Source organism: Bradyrhizobium sp. USDA 4451, assembly GCF_054822585.1.
Genome location: NZ_JBTRCH010000001.1, coordinates 3,735,597 through 3,755,460 on the forward strand (window position 1 = coordinate 3,735,597; position 19,864 = coordinate 3,755,460).

The window sequence follows — 19,864 nt, forward strand, 5'->3', positions numbered from 1 at the left end:
GATGCAATCTTCACGACGCACGATCATCAAGGCTGCGTTCGCCGGCCTTGCGGCGGCAGTCTCCACGTCCGTTGCCGCCGGAACGGCAACGGCTCAAACCGCAGGAAAGCCCATGACCACAGCTTCAGGCCTTCAGATCATCGACAGCAAAGTCGGCACCGGCGCTTCGCCGAAGCCCGGCCAGACCTGCGTCATGCACTACACCGGCTGGCTCTACGAGAACGGCCAGAAGGGCAAGAAATTCGACTCGTCCGTCGACCGCAACGAGCCGTTCGAGTTTCCGATCGGCCAGGGCCACGTCATCAAGGGCTGGGACGAGGGCGTCGCCACCATGAAGGTCGGCGGCAAGCGGACGCTGATCATCCCGCCGAACCTCGGTTACGGCGCGCGCGGCGCCGGCGGCGTGATCCCGCCGAATGCCACGCTGATGTTCGACGTCGAACTGCTCGGTGTGAAGTAAGCCACCGGCCGCCAATTACCCGGCCCACCCCAAGAGGGGCGCAGCAATGAAGATCTCGATCCTCGACGATTATTTCGACACGCTGCGCACCCTCGATTGCTTCCGCAAGCTCGATGGCCACGACGTCACGATCTGGAACGATCATGTCCAGGACGTCGACGCGCTTGCCGAGCGGCTCTCCGATACCGACGCGCTGGTGCTGATCCGCGAACGGACCCAGATCCGCACGCCGCTGCTCGAACGGCTGCCGAAGCTGAAGCTGATCAGCCAGCGCAGCGTCTATCCGCATATCGACATCGACACCTGCACCCGGCTCGGCATCATCGTGTCGTCGAGCCAGCATGCCGATACCCCGTCCTACGCCACCGCCGAGTTCACCTGGGGTCTGATCCTCGCGGCGATGCGGGCGATCCCGCAGCAGATGGCGGCGCTGAAGGCCGGCAAGTGGCAGATCGGCGTCGGTCATACGCTGCGCGGCAAGACGCTCGGCATCTATGGCTACGGACGTATCGGCGCCGTGGTCGCCGGTTATGGCAAGGCGTTCGGCATGAACGTGCTGGTCTGGGCGCGCGCGGGCGCGCTGGCCAAGGCGCGCGCCGACGGCTACGAGACGGCGGCCAGCAAGGCCGATTTCTTCGCCCGCTGCGACGTGCTGTCGCTGCATATGCGGCTGGTCGACGCGACGCGCGGCATCGTCAAGGCGGAAGACCTCGCGCGGATGAAAGACACCGCGCTGCTCGTCAACACCAGCCGAGCGCCGCTGATCGAGCCGGGCGCGCTGGTCGACGCGCTACGCGCCGGCCGCCCCGGCATGGCCGCGATCGACGTCTACGAGAAGGAGCCGCTGCGCGACACGGCCGACCCTCTGCTCAACATGGACAATGTGGTCTGCACGCCGCATCTCGGCTACGTCTCGCGCGACGAATACGAGATCCAGTTCACCGATATCTTCGATCAGATCGTCGCCTATGCGGCCGGTACGCCGACCAATGTGGTGAATCCGGATGTGCTTGCACATCCGGATGTGCTGACACATCCGCGCCCGCGCGGCTGACCGGCGTCGTCAACGCTCGGACGGCCGGCCCGATGGTCGGCCCATCTCATCATCCTTCAGCGGGTCCAGTGAGCCGCTGCGGTCACCTTGTTGACGGCATGTCGGACGACGGTCTTGATGCCGCCGAGCGCCTTCTGTCCCTTGCCCTTGGCTTCCAGGATCACGCCTCTGCCCTGCATCGCCGGGGAGCCGGTGAGCTTGCCAAGACGCCGCTTGAACCTGCCGACCGCCTCGTTGGCGGTACCCCTGATCTTGTAAGTCGTGCTACGCATGAAATGACTCCTTTGGAATACGCCGACCTAACGCGCTGCGACATGGCAATGTTCCGATTTGTCATTGTTCCGATTTTGCGCTCGCCTCTCCGCGTGGTTTTCGGTAGCGTTCCGGCCACAATACTTGACCAACGAAAGCAAGAATGATGAGCGGTTCCCACGATCACACCCATTCCCATGACCACGGTCATCACCATGACCACGGTCATCACCATCATGACGACGAGCGTTGGAAGCACGACGGCGTCCGCGTGATTCCCGGCAACCAGCTCGATCCGAACGTGCCGTCGACCGCCGGCATGGACCGCAAGGCCGCGATCAATTTCGCCCGCGTCGGCGCGCAGAAACTGTGGGCGGGCACCGTCAGCATCAAGCCGGACGCCAAGACCGGCGCACATCACCACGGCCATCTCGAAAGCATCATTTATGTGGTGAAGGGCAAGGCGCGGATGCGCTGGGGCGAGAAGCTGCAATTCACCGCCGAGGCCGGTCCGGGCGATTTCATCTTCGTGCCGCCCTACGTGCCGCACCAGGAGATCAACGCCAGCCCGGACGAGGTGCTGGAATGCGTGCTGGTGCGCTCCGACGGCGAGGCGGTCGCGATCAATCTCGACATCGAGCCGGTCGAGAAGCCTGAGAACGTGCTGTGGGTCGATCCGGTGCACCGGCATCCCGACGAGAAGAAATAGCCGCGCGGCATCGCCGCGACGGACAACAATAACGAACAGGGAGGCCAGCATGACGCTCGTTCGATACGAGAGCGCCGACCGCGTCGCCACCATCACGATGGCACGCAGCGAGAAACACAACGCGCTGAACAACGCGTTGTGCACGGAGTTGCGCGACGCCTGGCTAGGGTTTCGGGACAGCGACGATCGCGTCGCGGTGTTGGCTTCCGCGGAGGAGAAGTATTTCTCCGTCGGTGCCGATGTCGCCGACCTTCCCGTCAATATGTGGCACGCGGTCCCTGGCCTCGGCGTCGAGCTCGACAAGCCGGTCATTGCGGCGACGTCGGGCTGGGTGGTCGGTGGCGCCTTCGTGCTGGTCCAGATGGCCGATTTGTGCGTGGCGTCGGAAACGACGCGCTTCATCTATCCCGAGGGCAAAATCGGTACGACGGGCCGGCGGCGTCTCGTCGGTGATGGCACGGATGCCGCACAAGATCGCCATGGAATTTCTGCTGGTCGGCGAGGAGATGTCGGCGGAACGCGCCTTCCAGATCGGTTTCGTCAACAAGGTCGCGCCGAAGGGGCAACACGTCGCGATGGCGCAGCAGATGGCCGCCAAGATTGCCGGCAACGCGCCGCTGGTGGTGCGCGCGCTGAAGAAGCTCGCCCGTGAGGCCATGCCGAAGGGGCCGCTGGAGACAGTCGCCGACGTGCGGCGGCTGCTCGACGAAGTGCGAGACAGCGACGACCTCAAGGAAGGCGTCAAGGCGTTCGCCGAGAAGCGGAAGCCGAAGTTTACGGGGAAGTAGCGCGAGCGGAGCCCTGACTATTTTCGTCATTCCGGGGCTCGCGAAGCGAGAGCCCGGAATCCATTCGACCGCGATCGTTGCTGCGAAATGGATTCCGGGCTCGACGCTGCGCGTCGCCCTCAGGTGCGCAATTGCGCACCGGGGAATGACGGCTGAGGACTACGCAAACACCGTGTGATCGATCACACCGTTCGGCACCACATAGCCGTAGCGCCTGTTCGACGGCTCCGGGCCAGCCTTCTCATACTGCGCCTTCATCATCGCGAAGCGATCACCCTTGATGTCGAGCATCGCGCGCTTCGGCTGGACGTTGTAGAGCCGGGCGTTGTTGTCGCCGAAGATCGCGGTCTTCACCGGCCCGTCGGCGGGCCCGAGCGGCGCGTAGCCGAACTTCTTCTGCATCATCTCAGGAATCTCCAGCCGCCGCAGGCCCTCGATCTGCCATTGCGGCGCGCCGGTCCACAGCGCATCGGTGCCCCAGCAGACGTGATCGACGCCCAGGCCCTTGATCAGCGTGCCCATCAGCGCGGCGCAGACATTGGGCTCGGCGACCAGCGTGGTCGCGAACAACTGCCCGACATCGCCATAGACATTGTTGACGCCGTACTGCGCCGGGATATCGGCGAGGTCGCTCGTCCAGGCGATCCGGCCGGTGCGTTCGAACTCGGCGAGCGCGACCCTCGGATCGCCGCCGACATGGCGATAGGCCGAGTGATAGATGATGAAGTTGAGCTGCGGCCAGTCCTTGGCCGCCTGGCCGACGTCGGCGACGTCGGCGAAACCGCGCAGGTTCGGATACTGCTTCTCGATCCCGGGCGGGAACAGGCCCTTGTGGACGCAGACATTCTTGATGCCCGCCTTCACCATCTTCTCATAGCCCTTGTAGGTGACCTTCTCGTCGTCCAGCCGCCAGGGATAGCGGCTGATCTCCTTGTGCGTGTTGTCGCCGATCGTGTAGCCCTTGCAGGACTCCGGGCCGAGCGCCAGCGCGGCGTCCAGCTTGTCGAGCCAGCCGGGCTGCCCGGGCGTGAAGATGGCGTGGCAGAACACCCGCCGCGAGCCGGCCTCGTCGTTGATCTGCTTGCGCGCGGCGGCCATCTGCTCGTTGGTCAGGAACCAGTCCTGTTCGATATCCGACGGCGCCGAGGAGATCAGCGCGATCTTGGTGTCGGAATCGAGAAACATCTCCTTCTTGTAGTTGTTGAACTTGAGATCCTCGATGGTCTGCTCGTGATCATTGAGCTCCTTGTTCCAGCCGGCCTTGCCGACCGCCTTGCGCATTTCCACAAAACCCATGATGCGGGTGTCGTCGCGCAGGAAATGCGTGTGCATGTCCATGATGAACTGGTCTTTCAGGGTGTTGGCGCGCTCCTGCGCCATCGAAGGTGTCGCGGCCTCGGCCGCCGTCACATCGAACAACTCGCCATAGACCTGGTTCATCGCGACGAAGGAAGCGGCCATGCCGGCCGCGGTCTGGAAGAATTTCCGGCGATCGAGGCCCTGCTTGCCACCGAGATCGTCGGCCATCGCGAGCAGCCGCGCCTCGACCTCGCGCTGCCGTTCGTTCTGCGGATCGGGATAGAACTCGTCGCTGGAGACGATCTGGGTCGGGATCGGGGTCTGGTAATGGCACAGTTCGGAGGGCATCAAGGCGGCAAGTTCTTCGTCGGTGAGATTGCTGCTCATTCTTCGCTCCCGCGTCTCGCCGGATATTTCCGGTCGGATCGCTGCGGAGACTAGGACCAAGTTCGTCCGTCGTCCGCGCCGATTGCCGCAAGCCGCGTTCACAAAATCGTGCATCGTATCTGTCATGGTGAGATGCCGGCATCGCGCGTTCGCTCGCTGTGGCACGCAGCACGCTGCTATGCTCGCTCGTACCGGATCGATAAGAAGAAATCCGGAAGGGAGGCGAACATGATGTCGTCAGGTCATTCGAGGCGCAGCATTATCAAGGGAATCGGCATTGCAGCGGCCGGCGGTGCATTCGGCGCGGCGCAGGCAGCAGTCGCAGTTCCCACCGAGGACGAAATATGGAGCAATGAATATTGGGCGAAGAAGGGCGACATCCCGCTGTGGATGTTCCGCAAGCGGATCGGCGCGCCGAAGCCGGGCGAGCCGGCGCGGCCCGTGGTATTCTTCGTCCACGGCTCGTCAGTGACATCGTGGGCATTCGACCTCACCGTGCCCGGCAAGGGCGAGTATTCGCTGCTCAACGTTTTTGCGCGCTACGGCTTCGATTGCTGGACCATGGATCACGAGAACTATGGCAAGTCCGGCCGCACCTCGGGCAATGCAGATATCGCGAGCGGCGTCGAGGATCTGAAAGCGGCGGTCGAGGTGATCGCCCGCGAGACCGGCGAGCGGCGATATCACTTCGTCGGCGAGTCCTCCGGTGCGCTGCGGGCCGGCGCGTTCGCGATGGCCGCGCCCGAGCGGATCGACAGGCTGGTGTTCGCCGCCTTCACCTACAAGGGCGAGGGCTCGCCGACTTTGGCCAAGCGGGCCGAGCAGCTGGCCTATTACCGCAGTCACAACATGCGCAAGCGCGACAGCGACATGATCCGCTCGATCGCGACCCGCGACAGACCCGGCACGTCGGACCCCGCCGTGATGGAAGCGCTGGCCGATGTCGAGATGCAGTTCGGCGACCAGATCCCGACCGGCACCTATCTCGACATGACGGCCAATTTGCCGGTGGTGCACCCGGACAAGGTGCTGGCGCCGGTGCTGCTGGTCCGCGGCGAATATGACGGGATCGCGGCGGTGCCCGATCTCGAGGAGTTCTTCAACCAGCTGCCGAACGGCGACCGGCAGTTCATCATCCTGCCCGGCACGGCCCATTCGGTGACGCTTGCCATCAATCGCGAGCTGTTCTGGCACGTGACCCGGGCATTCCTGACCATGCCGAGGCCGATCGTGACCTGATAACACACCGTCGTTCCGGGGCGTGCGGAGCACGAACCCGGAACCTCGAGATTCCCCGGTGCGCAATTGCGCACCTGAGGGTCGATGCTCCGCATCGCCCCGGAATGAGGTGCTAAAATTTCTTACAGCGGATGTCGGAATCCGGCTATGCGGTTCGTCCTCGGGGCACAACCCCGCCAACTGGAGTGCCCCTCATGGCCAATCCCACAATGATCTTCGTCAACCTGCCGGTCAGCAATCTGGCCCGCGCCACCGCGTTCTACGAGGCGATCGGCGCCAGCAAGAATCCGCAGTTCTCCGACGACACCGCCTCCTGCATGGTGATCTCCGAGACGATTTTCGTGATGCTGCTGACCCACGACAAATTCCGGCAGTTCACGCCGAAGACCATCGCCGATGCCAAAACCACCAGCGAAGTGCTGATCTGCCTCTCGGCCGAGAACCGCGACGCCGTCGACGGCTACGTGACCAAGGCGAAGGGCGCCGGCGGCAGCGCCGATCCGTCGCCGAAGCAGGATTACGGCTTCATGTATGGCCGCAGCTTCGAGGATCCCGACGGGCACATCTGGGAAGTGATGTGGATGGACGTCGAAGCCGCAACCAAGGCGCAGAGTGCGGCGACCGCCTGAGCCGCTGCGCATTCGAGGCATTCCAAGGTGAGCGACAGGTCGCAATCCGCTTCGCGGCGGATTGCGAGACTTCAGGCGGCGGAGATGTCGTTCGGCCATGCGCCGGTCATGCCTGGGCGGCTCGTATCCCGGGAGGAGTGTCGGATTGCCGACAGAACGGAAAGTTCAGTTCGACCGTGGCGCCGCCTCCAGGCGTGTCGGACAGGGAAACGCTGCCGTTGTGGGTGGTCATCACCTGGGAAACAATCGAAAGCCCTAACCCTGTTCCTTCCATGCGTGTGCTTCCGCGTGTGAAGGGCTCAAGCAGACGTTCGGGCTGCCCCGGTTGGAGACCCGATCCGAAGTCGATCACGCTCAATCGCGCGGGTGCGCCGACCTTGATGAGGACAGAGCCGCCCGCCTCGCCATGAGTCACGGCGTTTCGGATCAGATTCGAAAGCGCGACCGCGATCGCAGCTTCCGAGCCACGAACCCAGACCGGGTGCGAAGGCTCGATGAATTCGACGTCGCTGCCATTCTTCAACGCCATCGGCACGTGCTCGGCCGCAACTCGGCGGGCGAGCGCCGCAAGGTCCAGTTCGACCAGTTCGGCGGGCTCCGCCGAGATGCGCGCCAGCTGGAGCAGCATGGTGACAATCGATGACAGCTTCTGGTTCTCGGCGATCAGCCTGGTGCGCAACACGGGGTCCTCAACCTGCTCGATGATGGTGCGCGCATTGGTCAACGGCGTACGAAGCTCGTGCGCCGCATTTGACAGGAAGTTTCGTTGCGCCCTTGAAGCGACGTCTATTCGCGACAGCGCGCGGTTGAACGCCGCCACGAGAGGCAAGAGTTCGGTTGGCGCATCTGCCTCGGGCAGTCGGCGGCCATCTGAAACACCATCGATCGTCTCGGCGGCCGCCGCGACGGCCCGGACGGGACGCGCGATGAGCGTCGGTACGAAAACCATCGCGGTAATCGCCGTTGCTGCCAGAACAAGGATGATGGGAAGCGCAACGATCGTCGCATCGGTGAGCATGCCGGTCGTCAATTGGCTGGCGGTATAGGCCACACCACCGGTTTCAATCCAGACCTCTCCCACAGGTGTGTTTCTGACGGCGGCCATCTTCTTCAGATTGGTGGTTTCGCCGTCAAACGCGTAGGCGAGGAAACTCGTCCCGTCACGGGATGTCTGGGTCTTCTGTGGACGCCACTTTGGTACAGGGCCGTAGCTGACCTCTCCACTCTTGTCGGACACGACATACCAGAATGTCGGGAAATTGCGGGTGATCTCCTCCAGCCTCGATGTCGGCTTGAGCGCGAGCTGTCCGGCTTCGTTGCGGGTGACGGCCTCCTTCAACGCGTCGGCGACGTCGGCGGCCGCCCATGTGCCGTCATCGTCACCGCCGAATCGGATGAGCAAGGCGGCTGCGCAGAGCAGCATGATGGTCGTCACCGCGCCGATCAGCGTCGCGGACAGCACCGCAATCGAGCGATGGCTGCGCTTGAGCGTTTGCCACTTCAACATCATCATTCACCAGTCAAGAGATATCCGAGGCCACGCACCGGTTTGATGACGACCTTGCAGTTGGCCGCACGAAGACGTCGGCGCAGCCGCGAAACGTGTGCCTCGATCGCGTTTGATTGTATCTCATCGTCAAAACTGTAAGCGGCGACTTCAAGAGTCTCGCGCAGGACAACGCGGCCTATTCGCCGCACCATTGCTTCCAGGATCGCCAATTCGCGTCGTGGAACGACAATTGGCGTGTGATCGACGCAGACCTCGCGATTGAGCACGTCGTAGCTCAGATTGCCGATGCGAACGATCGCCCCGCGGTCCAGGAAGAGACGTCGGAGCACGGCCCTTGCTCGCGCAACCAGCTCGATCGGTTCAAAAGGTTTGGCTACATAGTCGTCCGCCCCTTCGTCGAGGGCACGCGCAATATCGATCGGATCATCGAGTGCCGTCAGCACGATCGTCGCAGGGCTAGGTTTCTGTTGCTTGAGGTCGCGCAGCAAGGCGAGACCGTCGCCGTCCGGCAGTCCGCGGTCGATCACCACGAGGTCGAAGTTTCGCACAGCGACTGCGGCTCGCCCCTCCTCGAGTGTGGCGACCATGTCAGACGAACCGAAGGCCGCAGCTAGAGTATCCCGCAGCCATGGCCCAAGCTGAGGGTCATCCTCCACGACCAGAACGCGCACCGTATTCTCCCAAGCATGAAATACGGCGCCACCCATTACGGACAGATTACAATAACATTACGGCCGGCTTGAAAAGTCCGATTCTCTAGCTCAACAGATTGATGTGGTTGCATTTTTTGCGTCGGCTCCATCAGCCCGCTCGCGCCGGCGGCAGGCCGCCAATGATCCTTGCGACTGCTGTCGCGTAACCAGCGTCGGCTCCGGAGGCCGGCGCTGCCAAACCAGTCAGCGTCACGACCATCATGATAGCGCTTGTGCAGGCGCATCTCCTCCATGGGACCTGTGCGCAAGAGATATCGATCAACCTTACGAGCGAATGACGGCCGCCGGCATGCGCGTGGGCACGTCATCGCAGGCATGAGCCGCGCCACGTCAGGCTATCGTAATGCTCGCTGTGAAGAGCATGTCGGTGGAAGGCGCCGACACGGCGTCAGCAACACCAAGACGAGGATCTCGGATCATGTTCGATCGGGTGCGGGAGATCGACGGGATCGCCGGGAGAACCGACCGCTGCGGTCGCGAGGGATGTCATCGGATCGGGTGGCGAACATGTGCTTCTCGGCCGCTCAACGCAATTCGCATTGCACGTCGCGATCGCCGCCTCCGGCAGTCGGGCTTCTGAACATCATGGCGGTCGATTTTGCGTTCTCGGTGATGGCCAAGCGGTCAGATCGCTGCCCTGCGTCCTGGCGCCGCCCGTTCAATCGATGGCTGGATGGAATAGAGACGGGATGGTCGATCCCATTGCTGCTCGTCTGCTTCGCAGGCATCTGGACGCTGTATCTGTCAGTGGCCTATCACGGCGCCGGCCTGCATCCGGACGTGCTGGAGACCTGGACGTACGGACGGCATTTCGCGTGGGGTTATCCCAAGCACCCGCCGCTGATGGGCTGGATGACCGGCGCGTGGACCTCGGTCTTTCCGCTCACCGACTGGTCGTTGCAGCTGATGGCGATGACCAACGCAGCGCTGGCGTTGTGGTTCGTCGACCTCATAGCGAGACGGTTTGTGAGCGGACACAAGCGTCTGATCGTGTTGCTGCTGCTGATGCTGACCCCGGCCTACCAGTTTCATGCCCAGCGCTTCAACGCCAATGCCGTGTTGCTCGCTGTCTGGCCGCTTGCGACCTACTGTTTTCTCCGCGCCTTTGAAACCAGGGCGCCGCTCTGGGCGATGGCTGCCGGATTGACCGCGTCTCTCGCAATGCTGGGCAAATACTATTCGATCTTTCTGGTGGCGAGCTTCGCGTTGGCGGCAATCCTTCACCCCGCGCGGCGCGCCTATTTTACCTCCAGCTCGCCCTGGATATCGACCGCGGCCGGGCTGCTTGCGCTATGCCCGCATCTGCAATGGCTGGCCGAGACGGGCGCGGAACCTGTCTACTATGCAGCGACCCATGTGCGGGCCGATTTCCTTTCGTCCCCGCAAGACGCCGCCAATTTCCTGTTAGGGCTTGCCGCAGCGGCCAGTCTGTCCGTCGCGACATGGATGCTGATCGCCGGGTATCGAGCAAGGCGCCTTGCTCGCGACATCGCGGCCTCGGAGCCCGATCTGAAACTGGTCTGCCACATCGCGATCGGCACGATCGCTCTTCCCGTCGTCACATCCATTTTCCTCTGCACCGACCTTCCGTCGCTGTGGGCGCTGCAAGGATTGTTTCTGCTGGCTGTGCCCGTCGTTTGCAGCACAAGCTACCGGATCGAGCGCTTCTACACGGTCAATGCAGCGCTGCTTGTTGCAGGAATAGCGATCGGTGCCGCCGTGATCGCGGCCCCGCTTCATGCGCTCTACCGCAACAGCCACGGATATGAGGAGGGACGAAGCTTTTACCACCAGGCGGCGGACGAACTCACCCGCCTGTGGCACGAGCAGATCGGAACCCCTCTGTCGATCGTCGGAGGCAACGATAGCCTCGGGCTTGCGGTGGCGTTCTATAGCCCCGATCACCCGCACTATGGCGATCCCTTCGCGTACCAATATTCACTGGCATTGCCTCGCCAGGTGATGCCGGAGCGTGGCTGGGCAGCGCTTTGCTTCGATGACCAAGTCGACTGCATTGAATGGACCGAGCGAATGGCAGCCCATGCCGGAAGCTATGTCCGGCGCGAATTTTCCGTTCGATCGAGCTTGTTCGGAATTGCCGGCGTCAAACGAAACCTCGTTGCATTCCTGGTCGCGCCACTTCGCGAGCCGGACAGCACATCCTCAAGCCTCGCCGGTGATGTTGATCCGGGCACGACACGTATCTCCGCCGACGGAAGCGTGGACTCGCAAAACCGGTTCGGCTTGATGCGCTGACCGAATTGATCGCCGAATGTCGCGACGACGATCGCGATCGTAATCTTGCGGTAATCGGTCGCCGCTTTATCGGCAGCCGGGTCAAGGGCGTCTCATCACGAAGGATAGCAGTCCATGCTTGTTAGATTGGTTTGCATCAGCCTCGGCGTTTGCGCCGTGATCGGTGCCACCGCGTTCGCGCAGACATCTCCATCAAAGACCGGTTCGAGCCACCAGGCGCCTGCGGCACGAGAGGCTGCCAGTCGCGTCGAACGGATCAATCTCAACACCGCTCCTGTCAGCGAGCTGGTGAAGATTCCGCACCTCAGCGTCCGCGGCGTTACCGCAATCACGGAGGCGAGGTCGAAGTCGAAGTTCAAGGATTGGAACGACTTCGTGGCAAGACGGGTCGTGCCGCGATTTGTCAGGACCGAGATCAAGGACCTCGTCACGTTCTAGGAGGTGGGAGGTGTTGTTCGTCGCGTCCCGAGCGCTCGGCGCAGGCGATTCGGGCGCGATGACCGAACGGGCGCGGCGGCGCACGGAGAACGCGGGTCCCGCCGCGACGTCATCCTGCGGTAAGCCCGATCGGCGATCGCTACCGTCGACCAGCGCGGCGACTGAACTCAATATAAGGATATGCTTGAATGAAACGAGTAGCTGTTCTATCGGCCGTCGCCGTGATCGTCATTGGCGGTCTTGCGCCGACGGAAGCTGCGGCGCGTGGCCGGCGCGGCGATGCCGTGGCTGTCGGCATCGTTGGCGGTCTCGCCGTCGGCGCCCTGTTAGGCTCCACCATGACTGCCCGGGCGGCTCCAGCCCATGTCTACGAGCGGGACTATTATTCGCCTGCCCCGGTCGTCCACTACCACCGTCACGTATACGACTATGGCGACGAATATCCGGGCGGATATGACCACGGATATACATCCGGCTACCGGGAAGGCTACTCGGACGGCTATTGGGACAACGATTGAACGTAGATCGGTATCGTCGCCGGCCGACGCGTTGTGACGCGGCAGCTGCCAGCAGATTGCTGGCAGGACCCGCACGTCGGCGCGATGCCGGCGACGACCATCAGCTAGCTAATAGCTGATCCGCAGCCCGACGCCGCCATGGACCGTGTTGCCGACCGGCTGCGGTCCGGCGGTGCCGTTGAGGAAGATGTCGGCGACCCAGCCCTTGGTGATGCGGAAGCCGACGCGGCCGCCATATTCGAACCAGCCCTGGTTGCCGATCGTCGGCACGATGGTGCCGTCGCCGGTGACGGTGGCGACGATGCCGGAATGGGTGGCGAACGACTGCACCCAGCCGCCATTGATGTTGGCTTCGATGTTCGAGCCGAACAGATGCGTCCACTGGCCGCCGATCTTGACCAGGCTGGTGCGATCGGTGCCGTCGGCGATGGTGGCGTCGAACGGATTGAAGGCAACCGCGGGATCGCTGTAGCCCTTGACCCGTTGCTGCCAGACCTCGACCGAGGCCGCGACCTCGTCGCGTGCCGACAGCCGGTTGATCCAGCCCGCGCGGCCGTAGACGCCGTAATTCTCGCTCGAGGTCTGGCCGGTGACCGACACCGGGCCGAGGCTCGTGGCGTAGTTGCGGGTGTAGCGCACCTTCTCGGACGGCGAGAGGATGGTGCCGATGTCGAAGAACGGTCGCGAGGAGCCCCAGTCGACGAAGTCGTAACGCAGCGCGAACGCGCCGATCGGCGCGCTGGTGACGTTGTAGCCGCCCTCGCCATACTGCGTGTAGGCGATGCCGGCGAGCAGCGACAGATTCGGCGTGATGGTCTTGCGGCCATGGATGCCGGCCGAGAACGAACCGGCCGAGCCGAACGCGCTGATGCAATCGTCGCAATTGACCTGCTCGTTGACGCCGAGCAGCACCGATCCGAGCACGCGGTTGGTGATCATCTGGTTGAAGCGCTGGTCGGCGAGGCTGTTGATCGAACTGCCGCTCGACGGCGCGCCGGTGATCGGCGTCGGCGTCGGTGTGGGCGTTGGAGTTGGCGTCGGGGAAGGGCTCGGCGTCGGTGTCGGCGTGGGGGTCGGTGTCGGTGTCGGCGTCGATGTGGGAGTGGGCGTCGGCGTGGGGGTCGACGTGCTGCAGTTCGGCACGAACGTGTCGGTCGAGGGAACAGACGTACAATTCGACGTTGGAGTCTGCGCCTGGGCCGGTGCGGCCAGTGCGTGCAGCATCGCGACCGCCAGCGCGATCGTCAGCGCCGCCGACAGGACCACATGATGGATGCGGCGCGCCATGCTCACCGTCCGCACAGCATGCCGGTGGGATCGTCATTGACCGGCGGCGTCACCGGCGTCGCGTCCGCATACTGGGTGACGGTGCAGAGCCCCGCCGACTGGCTGCAGGTCGCGGCAAAGGTCCAGGGCGGGTTGTTGGTCTTCTGGATCGTGGTGCGGCCGCCGCTCGAGGTGATGATCGCGGTGTCGCCGGGCTGGGTCAGGTCGATGCACTGCCGGTTCGACGTGCACACCGTCGATCCGCCTTCCTGCAACACCACAATGGTCTTGCCGCGCTGTGACAGGATATCGAGCACCGTGCCGCGAACGCCGATGGTCGCAAGCGGCGTCGTGATCTTGTAGGCGGCCTTTTCCGAATGGCCGGTGACGAAGCGGAACGCGCCCGAGGTCAGGCGGATCGCCACGTCGCGATAGTGATGCTCGTCGTCGAACACGGTGCGATCGAGCTTGAGCGAGGCGTTCGGCCCGAGCGAGAGGTTGGTGCTGTCGGCCATCACCAGCCGCGCCGCGCTCTCGAGACCGGTGCGCACCGTCTCATCGCGCAGCAGCGCGTCGCCGACACTGATCGGCGTCGTCGCGGCCGCAACACGGAGGACCTCGTTCTTCACCATCGCCGCTTCGCCAACGCGACTTTGCGCCTGAGCGGGATGGGCCGTCAATGCGACGGCAAGGCCGAGTGCTGGCAGGAAGAAAAAGCGGCGAGGCGAATTCATTGCGATACCGATCAACTTAACCGCGTCATCGTACCGGATCGTGTGCGCATCTGATATTGTATATTTGTCACAAGCTTCGCCGAGGTGATTGGATGGTTAGTGTCCGTCGATTCGACTACGTTCAACGGTGCGGACGTGAACGTGAGTTCCGATCACACACGTCACAGAGTCACACGCGTCGCGAACGCGCGTAGCTCACACTTCGCTCACACTCGTTCCCTTCTCATCGTGCACGCCCATTGAGTACCGCAAGCAAATCGTCTGCTGTTGACCGCTGCCCGGCCGCGCGTACGGCGATCGTTGCGGCCGTCATCTTCGTCGTTGCGCATGTCGTGCTGCTGCTCGGGATCACGACGCCCGACAAGCTCTATTTCGACGAGGTGCATTACGTGCCGGCGGCACGGCAGATGCTGTTGCCGGTGACCGAGGGGCCGATCCTCAACCCGATGCATCCGCCGCTTGCCAAGGAGATCATCGCGCTCTCGATCAAGGCGTTTGGCGATGGGCCGCTTGGATGGCGTTATCCGGGTGCGTTGTTCGGGGCGCTGTCGCTGGTCGCGATCTATCTCGGCGCGTTCGCGCTGTTCGCATCGCAGGAGCGCGCGGTCGCCGCCGTGCTGATCGCCTTCTTCAACCAGATGCTGTTCGTGCAGTCGCGGATCGCGATGCTGGATATTTTCGCGCTTGCCTTCTGCCTGTTTGCGGTCGCCGCCTTCATCCATGGTTTCAGGCAGCAACGGCCGCACACCGCGTTCGCGCTGGCGGGACTGGCCGCGGGGCTTGCGAGCGCCTGCAAATGGAGCGGCCTGTTCGTGCTCGCGACCTGCATCGCCATCGTCGCGGTGATCCGCCTGATGCAGGGCTGGCGCACGCGCTTTGCCGACGCCAGCGCGGAGGATTGGTACCGGCCGGACCTGTGGCCGGATTTCCGTCTTGCGCACTTCACCGCGTGTTTCGTGCTGCTCCCGTCGGCCGTCTATCTGGCGACGTTCGTGCCGCTCTACGGGCTCTCATGGTCCGGCCTCGTCGAAGCGCAGCGCCGCATCTTTGCCGACAACACCACGACCGCGATCGCCGGCCACACCTATATGAGCTCGTGGCCGTCCTGGCCGTTGCTGGCGCGCCCGGTCTGGTTTCTGTTCGAGAAGGTTGGTGACGACGCTTTCGCCGCGATCGTGTGTCTCGGCAACCCGCTGGTGCTGTGGCCGGCATTGATCGCGCTGATCGTCGCGCTGCGCGACTGGATCGTCGGGCGCGGCCGCACTGCGTTTCTCGTGCTGGCGTTCTACCTCGGCCCGTATCTCGCCTGGGCACTGCTGCCGCGCACGCTCGGCTTCATCTATTACTATCTGCCGGCGGCGACCACCGCGAGCTTCGTGCTGGTCCACGCCCTGACCAGCAAGGGCGCGCCGCGCTGGCTGTTGTGGGCTTTCGTGGCGGTCGCATGCGCAGGATTCGTCGCGATGCTGCCGGTCACCGCCGCCGGCATCGGGACCTCGATGGCGACCTTCAATCGGCTGATGCTGTTCCAGAACTGGATTTGAAGCTCGTGGGATCAATCGAACCGCCTGCCGGGAAGCGGCGGATCGTGTGCGGGCGATTACTGCTGCGCCGTCTTGGTATCCATGTTGACGACCTGCACGCGGCGATTGGTCGGGTCCATCGGCGCGTTCGGGTCCTTCGGCCGGGTCTTGCCGTAGCCGACGGTCACGAGGTCCGAGCCGTTCAGGCCGTAATGCTCGACCAGATATTTCTTGATGGTGTCGGCGCGGCGCTCCGACAGGTCCTGGTTATAGGCCTCGCCGCCGATCGCATCGGTATGGCCGGCGACGACGAAGGTCGAGCCCTTCATGCTGGCATCCGACAGCGCCTTGCCGAGCTCCTGCACCGCCTCGGTCGAGCCCTTGGCAATGGCGGCCGAGTTGTAGTCGAAGTGAATCTCCAGATCGATCTTCGGCTTGCTGGCGGCGATGTCGGCGATCTCCTGGCGCTCGCCCAGTGACAGCGAGCGGGTCTGCCGGTTGCGAACGGTGTTGAGGAAGCTCGTCTCCCTGGCCGTCGCGGCCGGGTCGGCCGGCGCGCCGGAGAAGCTGCGGGTGGCCGACTTCGGCTTCAGCGCGTTGAGGATCTGGGCGGCCGGGACGGTATCGCTGCCGGCCAGTGCAACGCCCGCCGTCATCGACAGCGCAGCGCCGATTGTCAAAAGAGACAGGGAAAAGGAGCGGGTCATCGTTTTCGTCCTTAGATACGCGGCCAGCCGGTTTTGGCTTGCTGTCGTTTTGATGCCGGGAACCTAGGACTGGTTCAAAGTCCCGTATGTGACGTATATCACAGTGCGATTTTCGGGACCCTGTGCAGGCAGACGGCAACGGAGAGGGCGAGCAACATGGCCCACGTCAATCGCGTGCTTCGTTCGATCAATGACGAGGATGCCGCGCGCTGCGTCGATATCTTCGTTCGCCCGGACCGGACCATCGGCTTCGAGGAATACCGGCGGGACGTCGAAGACGGCAGCGGCTGGTTTCCAGTCGGCGGTCATGCGTCCCGGGTCTTCGACGAGGAGGGCGCAGCGCTCGCAGCGGCGATGCGGGACGTTCCCTGGTTGCGGCGGGTCGTCGGACCGGCATAGCCGTCCTGGCGCGCGGCTGATTTCCCTCGTGCGGCTCTCCACAGCGCCGCGAATCTCACTACATTGCCGGGGCAATGCCCCGCGCCGCCGAACCCTTATCCCTGAACAATGCTGCCGCCCGCCACATCTGGCTGCGTGCGCAGCGGTTGGATACGCAGACGCCGTTCGGGGAGGGCGCGTCGGCGGTGGCGGCCGCCGTCGACCATCTCGGCTATGTGCAGATCGACACCATCAACGTGATCGAGCGCTGCCATCACCACGTCCTGTTCACCCGGATCCCGGACTATCGCCGCGCCGACCTCAAGCAGGCGCAGAGCCAGGACAAGAGCGTGTTCGAATACTGGACGCACGCGTTGTCCTACGTGCCGTCCAAGGACATCAATATCTTCCTGCCGGCGATGAGGGCGCACAAGCGCGACGGCCATAAATGGTTCTCGTCGGTCACCCCGGCGGACACCCGCAAGATCATGCGGCTGCTGCGCGAGGGACCGCTGACCATCCGCGACATCGACGACGATGTGCTGACCGAGAAGGAGCATCTCTGGCAGAGCCGCAAACCCTCCAAGCGGGCGTTGCAGCTCGCCTTCTATGGCGGCGTGGTCACGATCAGCGAGCGCAACGGCATGCTCAAGACCTACGAGCTGATGGGCAGGCATTTCGGCTGGGACAAGCCGCCGAAGCCGGCGCCGGCCTCGGCCCGGACGGCCTATCTGCTCGACCGCGCGCTGCGCTCGCAGGGCATCGTCAGCCTGGATTCGGTCTGCCATCTGGACGCGCCGAGCAAGAAGGCGGTGCGCAGCCTGATCGAGGCGCGGGTGCGCCGCAAGGAACTGGTCCAGATCGCGCTCGACGGCGCCGGCAAGCAGGAGCATTGGGCGCGCCCCGAGGTGCTGGACGCGATCGGCGAGGGGAATCCGTCCCTGGTGCACATCCTCTCGCCGTTCGATCCGCTGATCATCCAGCGCAAGCGCACGGAGCTGTTCTTCGGCTATGGCCACCGCTTCGAGGCCTATGTGCCGAAGGAGAAGCGCCTGTTCGGCTATTTCGCGCTACCGGTGCTGGTCGGCGACGACATCGTCGCCGCGCTCGACCTCAAGACCGACCGGCAGAACAAGAAGCTGCTGATGCAGAAATGGAGCTGGGTCGGCAACGGCAAGAAACAGGCGACGCGCAAGGAGCTTAAGCGCCGCATCGAGGAGGAGCTCGACCGCTTCGAACGTTTCCAGCTCGCGGATTAGACGGCGGTCTAGCCGTCATTGCGAGCGAAGCGAAGCAATCCATGGCGCCGCAAGGCGAACAGATGGATTGCTTCGTCGCTATCGCTCCTCGCAATGACACCGTGGAAACCGGCTCGGGTTCCCGTTTGTGCTGTGTGCTATGAGTTTTTGCCATTGCCGAATGCCGGGCCACCCAATAATCGTCAAGGCAAGCAATATTTCGGGGGGATACAGATGAGCCAGACCGCGACGATCGCGCCCAGCAGCGGCGCCCGCAGCGAGATCGAAACGTCCACCATCCGCGCGATCTCCTGGCGGCTGATCCCGTTCCTGATCCTGGCCTACTTCTTCTCCTATCTCGACCGCGTCAATCTCAGCTTCGCCGCCCTCACCATGAACGCGGAGCTGAAGTTCTCGCCGCTGGTGTTCTCGTTCGGTGCCGGGATCTTCTTCATCGGCTATTTCATCTTCGAGGTGCCGAGCAATCTGGCGCTGGAGCGGTTCGGCGCCAGCAAATGGATCGCCCGCATCATGGTCAGCTGGGGCATCCTCTCGGGCTTGATGGCGGCGGTCTATGACGAGCACAGCTTCTACGCGCTGCGCTTCTTCCTCGGCGTCGCCGAGGCCGGTTTCTTCCCCGGCATCATTCTCTATCTCACCTACTGGTATCCGGCCGAATATCGCGCGCGCTTCCTTGCCGCCTTCGCGATCGCCGTCCCGGTCTCGACCGCGATCGGCGCGCCGATCTCCGGGCTTCTGCTCGGGCTCGACGGCGTCATGGGCCTGAAGGGCTGGCAATGGCTGTTCATCATCGAGGGCGTGCCCTCGGTGCTGCTCGGCATCGTCACCTGGTTCTATCTCACCGACCGGCCGGAGCGGGCCGACTGGCTCTCGACCGAGCAGAAGGCGTGGCTGAAGGCGAAGCTCGATGCCGAGGTGGCGGCCAAGCAGGCCGCCAAGCACTTCACGCTGTTCGAGGCGCTGTCTTCGCCGAAGGTGCTGGCACTGAGCGCGATCTATTTCGGCTTCGTCGCCTCGCTTTACGGCATGCAGTTCTGGCTGCCGCAGATCGTCAAGGCGTTCGGCCTGACCAACGCGCAGACCGGTTTCGTCACCGCGATCCCCTATGCGGTCGGCACCGTCGCGATGATCCTGTGGGCGCGGCGGTCGGACGCCACGCGCGAGCGCGTATTCCACGTCGGCGCGCCGCTGTTGCTGACCGCGCTGGCGCTCGCCGTCTCCAGCTACATCACCGATCCGACCACGACCATGCTCGTGCTGACGGTCGCCGCGATCGGCGTGTTCTGCACCTTTGCGGTGTTCTGGACGCTGCCGACCGCCTGGCTGTCCGGCACCGCGGCCGCCGGCGCGATCGCGCTGATCAACTCGATCGGCAACCTCGCCGGTTTCCTCGGGCCCTATCTGATCGGCTGGGTGAAGGAGACAACCGGCAGCACGTCGACCGGGCTACTGGTGCTGGCGCTGCTGCCGCTCGCGGCGGGACTGCTGGTGTTCCTGGGCAGCCACGAGACCAAGACCGAATTCGCGGGGGCGAAGTAGCGACCCGGAATCCGGAACCGGCACCCTCGTCGCCGGCTCGAACAAAAAGTCGAAAACAACCCCATGCACAGTGCGTAGCCCGGATGGAGCGAAGCGAAATCCGGGAGGTCGCCGACGTGACAACGGTCCCCGGATTGCGCTTCGCTCCATCCGGGCTACGTCCTCACAAATCCCTGCCAATCCGAAGCCCACCATGGCCGACCTCA

At 63.7% G+C, this 19,864-nt stretch carries 19 protein-coding genes and 1 pseudogene; 13 read left to right on the plus strand and 7 right to left on the minus strand.

Annotated elements, in window-relative coordinates; genetic code table 11:
- Position 1: 1 nt before the first annotated feature.
- Positions 2 to 460, plus strand: coding sequence for an FKBP-type peptidyl-prolyl cis-trans isomerase (locus ACVMB0_RS17245; protein ID WP_456749713.1), 459 nt, complete (start codon positions 2 to 4; stop codon positions 458 to 460).
- Between the two features lie 46 nt (positions 461 to 506).
- Entirely contained in the window at positions 507 to 1,514 is a 1,008-nt protein-coding gene (locus tag ACVMB0_RS17250; RefSeq protein WP_456749712.1) for a D-2-hydroxyacid dehydrogenase family protein, read from the plus strand.
- Positions 1,515 to 1,570: 56 nt separating this feature from the next.
- Here the strand turns inward: ACVMB0_RS17250 and ACVMB0_RS17255 are convergent, their stop codons facing one another.
- Positions 1,571 to 1,786, minus strand: a complete 216-nt coding sequence (locus ACVMB0_RS17255) for a CsbD family protein (RefSeq protein ID WP_456749711.1) — start codon at positions 1,784 to 1,786, stop codon at positions 1,571 to 1,573.
- Between the two features lie 146 nt (positions 1,787 to 1,932).
- On the opposite strand from ACVMB0_RS17255, the gene ACVMB0_RS17260 reads away from it, so the two are divergent.
- Positions 1,933 to 2,475: a cupin domain-containing protein gene (locus tag ACVMB0_RS17260; RefSeq protein ID WP_456756272.1), complete on the plus strand. Its 543-nt coding sequence runs from the start codon at positions 1,933 to 1,935 to the stop codon at positions 2,473 to 2,475.
- 97 nt (positions 2,476 to 2,572) lie between these two features.
- A pseudogene (locus tag ACVMB0_RS17265) lies at positions 2,573 to 3,263 on the plus strand (enoyl-CoA hydratase/isomerase family protein).
- A gap of 159 nt (positions 3,264 to 3,422) precedes the next feature.
- On the opposite strand, the gene ACVMB0_RS17270 reads toward ACVMB0_RS17265, so the two are convergent.
- Positions 3,423 to 4,949 (minus strand): amidohydrolase family protein, encoded by a 1,527-nt coding sequence (locus ACVMB0_RS17270; protein WP_461347061.1) that lies wholly within the window; start codon positions 4,947 to 4,949, stop codon positions 3,423 to 3,425.
- 228 nt (positions 4,950 to 5,177) lie between these two features.
- On the opposite strand from ACVMB0_RS17270, the gene ACVMB0_RS17275 reads away from it, so the two are divergent.
- Positions 5,178 to 6,188: an alpha/beta hydrolase gene (locus ACVMB0_RS17275; RefSeq protein WP_461347062.1), complete on the plus strand. Its 1,011-nt coding sequence runs from the start codon at positions 5,178 to 5,180 to the stop codon at positions 6,186 to 6,188.
- A 194-nt stretch (positions 6,189 to 6,382) separates the two neighbouring features.
- On the plus strand, positions 6,383 to 6,817 hold the full coding sequence (locus ACVMB0_RS17280; protein ID WP_461347063.1) for a VOC family protein: 435 nt from the start codon (positions 6,383 to 6,385) through the stop codon (positions 6,815 to 6,817).
- Between the two features lie 106 nt (positions 6,818 to 6,923).
- On the opposite strand, the gene ACVMB0_RS17285 is transcribed toward ACVMB0_RS17280, so the two are convergent.
- The gene (locus tag ACVMB0_RS17285; RefSeq protein ID WP_461349670.1) at positions 6,924 to 8,327 is read right to left on the minus strand and encodes a sensor histidine kinase; all 1,404 of its coding nucleotides are present in this window, start codon (positions 8,325 to 8,327) and stop codon (positions 6,924 to 6,926) included.
- On the minus strand, positions 8,327 to 8,998 hold the full coding sequence (locus ACVMB0_RS17290; protein ID WP_461347064.1) for a response regulator: 672 nt from the start codon (positions 8,996 to 8,998) through the stop codon (positions 8,327 to 8,329). Before ACVMB0_RS17290 ends, ACVMB0_RS17285 begins: the two co-directional genes overlap by 1 nt.
- Before the next feature lie 627 nt (positions 8,999 to 9,625).
- On the opposite strand from ACVMB0_RS17290, the gene ACVMB0_RS17295 reads away from it, so the two are divergent.
- The 3 genes from ACVMB0_RS17295 to ACVMB0_RS17305 all read left to right on the plus strand — a co-directional run bounded on the left by ACVMB0_RS17295 (position 9,626) and on the right by ACVMB0_RS17305 (position 12,252).
- A complete protein-coding gene (locus ACVMB0_RS17295) occupies positions 9,626 to 11,296 on the plus strand; it encodes a glycosyltransferase family 39 protein (RefSeq protein ID WP_461347065.1) in 1,671 nt (556 codons plus the stop codon).
- A gap of 114 nt (positions 11,297 to 11,410) precedes the next feature.
- On the plus strand, positions 11,411 to 11,734 hold the full coding sequence (locus tag ACVMB0_RS17300; RefSeq protein WP_461347066.1) for a hypothetical protein: 324 nt from the start codon (positions 11,411 to 11,413) through the stop codon (positions 11,732 to 11,734).
- Positions 11,735 to 11,922: 188 nt separating this feature from the next.
- The gene (locus ACVMB0_RS17305) at positions 11,923 to 12,252 is read left to right on the plus strand and encodes a hypothetical protein (RefSeq protein ID WP_461347067.1); all 330 of its coding nucleotides are present in this window, start codon (positions 11,923 to 11,925) and stop codon (positions 12,250 to 12,252) included.
- 108 nt (positions 12,253 to 12,360) lie between these two features.
- Here ACVMB0_RS17305 and ACVMB0_RS17310 read toward each other — a convergent pair whose 3' ends face one another.
- Together ACVMB0_RS17310 and ACVMB0_RS17315 are read right to left on the minus strand one after the other, a co-directional pair.
- Entirely contained in the window at positions 12,361 to 13,539 is a 1,179-nt protein-coding gene (locus ACVMB0_RS17310; RefSeq protein WP_461347068.1) for a hypothetical protein, read from the minus strand.
- Between the two features lie 2 nt (positions 13,540 to 13,541).
- Positions 13,542 to 14,252, minus strand: a complete 711-nt coding sequence (locus ACVMB0_RS17315; RefSeq protein WP_461347069.1) for a FecR family protein — start codon at positions 14,250 to 14,252, stop codon at positions 13,542 to 13,544.
- A 239-nt stretch (positions 14,253 to 14,491) separates the two neighbouring features.
- Here ACVMB0_RS17315 and ACVMB0_RS17320 point away from each other — a divergent pair, with 239 nt between their 5' ends.
- Positions 14,492 to 15,796 carry a phospholipid carrier-dependent glycosyltransferase gene (locus tag ACVMB0_RS17320; RefSeq protein ID WP_461347070.1) on the plus strand — a complete coding sequence of 435 codons (1,305 nt, stop codon included), beginning with the start codon at positions 14,492 to 14,494 and terminating at the stop codon, positions 15,794 to 15,796.
- A 56-nt stretch (positions 15,797 to 15,852) separates the two neighbouring features.
- Here ACVMB0_RS17320 and ACVMB0_RS17325 read toward each other — a convergent pair whose 3' ends face one another.
- A complete protein-coding gene (locus ACVMB0_RS17325; protein ID WP_461347071.1) occupies positions 15,853 to 16,482 on the minus strand; it encodes an OmpA family protein in 630 nt (209 codons plus the stop codon).
- Between the two features lie 156 nt (positions 16,483 to 16,638).
- Between ACVMB0_RS17325 and ACVMB0_RS17330 the strand changes: the two genes are divergently transcribed.
- The 3 genes from ACVMB0_RS17330 (at position 16,639) to ACVMB0_RS17340 (ending at position 19,658) form a co-directional block, all read left to right on the plus strand.
- Complete coding sequence (locus ACVMB0_RS17330; protein WP_461347072.1) at positions 16,639 to 16,881, plus strand: hypothetical protein; 243 nt, start codon at positions 16,639 to 16,641, stop codon at positions 16,879 to 16,881.
- A 74-nt stretch (positions 16,882 to 16,955) separates the two neighbouring features.
- Positions 16,956 to 18,119: a winged helix-turn-helix domain-containing protein gene (locus tag ACVMB0_RS17335; protein ID WP_461347073.1), complete on the plus strand. Its 1,164-nt coding sequence runs from the start codon at positions 16,956 to 16,958 to the stop codon at positions 18,117 to 18,119.
- 213 nt (positions 18,120 to 18,332) lie between these two features.
- Entirely contained in the window at positions 18,333 to 19,658 is a 1,326-nt protein-coding gene (locus tag ACVMB0_RS17340) for an MFS transporter (RefSeq protein WP_461347074.1), read from the plus strand.
- Positions 19,659 to 19,864: the final 206 nt, after the last annotated feature.

Bases quoted from the DNA above. Each gene is read 5' to 3' on its own strand.
- ACVMB0_RS17280 (WP_461347063.1), top strand. From the start codon at position 6,383: ATGGCCAATCCCACAATGATCTTCGTCAACCTGCCGGTCAGCAATCTG.
- ACVMB0_RS17315 (WP_461347069.1), bottom strand. From the start codon at position 14,252: ATGAATTCGCCTCGCCGCTTTTTCTTCCTGCCAGCACTCGGCCTTGCC.
- ACVMB0_RS17260 (WP_456756272.1), top strand. From the start codon at position 1,933: ATGAGCGGTTCCCACGATCACACCCATTCCCATGACCACGGTCATCAC.
- ACVMB0_RS17325 (WP_461347071.1), bottom strand. From the start codon at position 16,482: ATGACCCGCTCCTTTTCCCTGTCTCTTTTGACAATCGGCGCTGCGCTG.
- ACVMB0_RS17310 (WP_461347068.1), bottom strand. From the start codon at position 13,539: ATGGCGCGCCGCATCCATCATGTGGTCCTGTCGGCGGCGCTGACGATC.
- ACVMB0_RS17255 (WP_456749711.1), bottom strand. From the start codon at position 1,786: ATGCGTAGCACGACTTACAAGATCAGGGGTACCGCCAACGAGGCGGTC.
- ACVMB0_RS17275 (WP_461347062.1), top strand. From the start codon at position 5,178: ATGATGTCGTCAGGTCATTCGAGGCGCAGCATTATCAAGGGAATCGGC.
- ACVMB0_RS17340 (WP_461347074.1), top strand. From the start codon at position 18,333: ATGAGCCAGACCGCGACGATCGCGCCCAGCAGCGGCGCCCGCAGCGAG.
- ACVMB0_RS17335 (WP_461347073.1), top strand. From the start codon at position 16,956: ATGCCCCGCGCCGCCGAACCCTTATCCCTGAACAATGCTGCCGCCCGC.
- ACVMB0_RS17305 (WP_461347067.1), top strand. From the start codon at position 11,923: ATGAAACGAGTAGCTGTTCTATCGGCCGTCGCCGTGATCGTCATTGGC.
- ACVMB0_RS17245 (WP_456749713.1), top strand. From the start codon at position 2: ATGCAATCTTCACGACGCACGATCATCAAGGCTGCGTTCGCCGGCCTT.
- ACVMB0_RS17285 (WP_461349670.1), bottom strand. From the start codon at position 8,327: ATGATGTTGAAGTGGCAAACGCTCAAGCGCAGCCATCGCTCGATTGCG.
- ACVMB0_RS17250 (WP_456749712.1), top strand. From the start codon at position 507: ATGAAGATCTCGATCCTCGACGATTATTTCGACACGCTGCGCACCCTC.
- ACVMB0_RS17300 (WP_461347066.1), top strand. From the start codon at position 11,411: ATGCTTGTTAGATTGGTTTGCATCAGCCTCGGCGTTTGCGCCGTGATC.
- ACVMB0_RS17295 (WP_461347065.1), top strand. From the start codon at position 9,626: ATGGCGGTCGATTTTGCGTTCTCGGTGATGGCCAAGCGGTCAGATCGC.
- ACVMB0_RS17270 (WP_461347061.1), bottom strand. From the start codon at position 4,949: ATGAGCAGCAATCTCACCGACGAAGAACTTGCCGCCTTGATGCCCTCC.
- ACVMB0_RS17330 (WP_461347072.1), top strand. From the start codon at position 16,639: ATGGCCCACGTCAATCGCGTGCTTCGTTCGATCAATGACGAGGATGCC.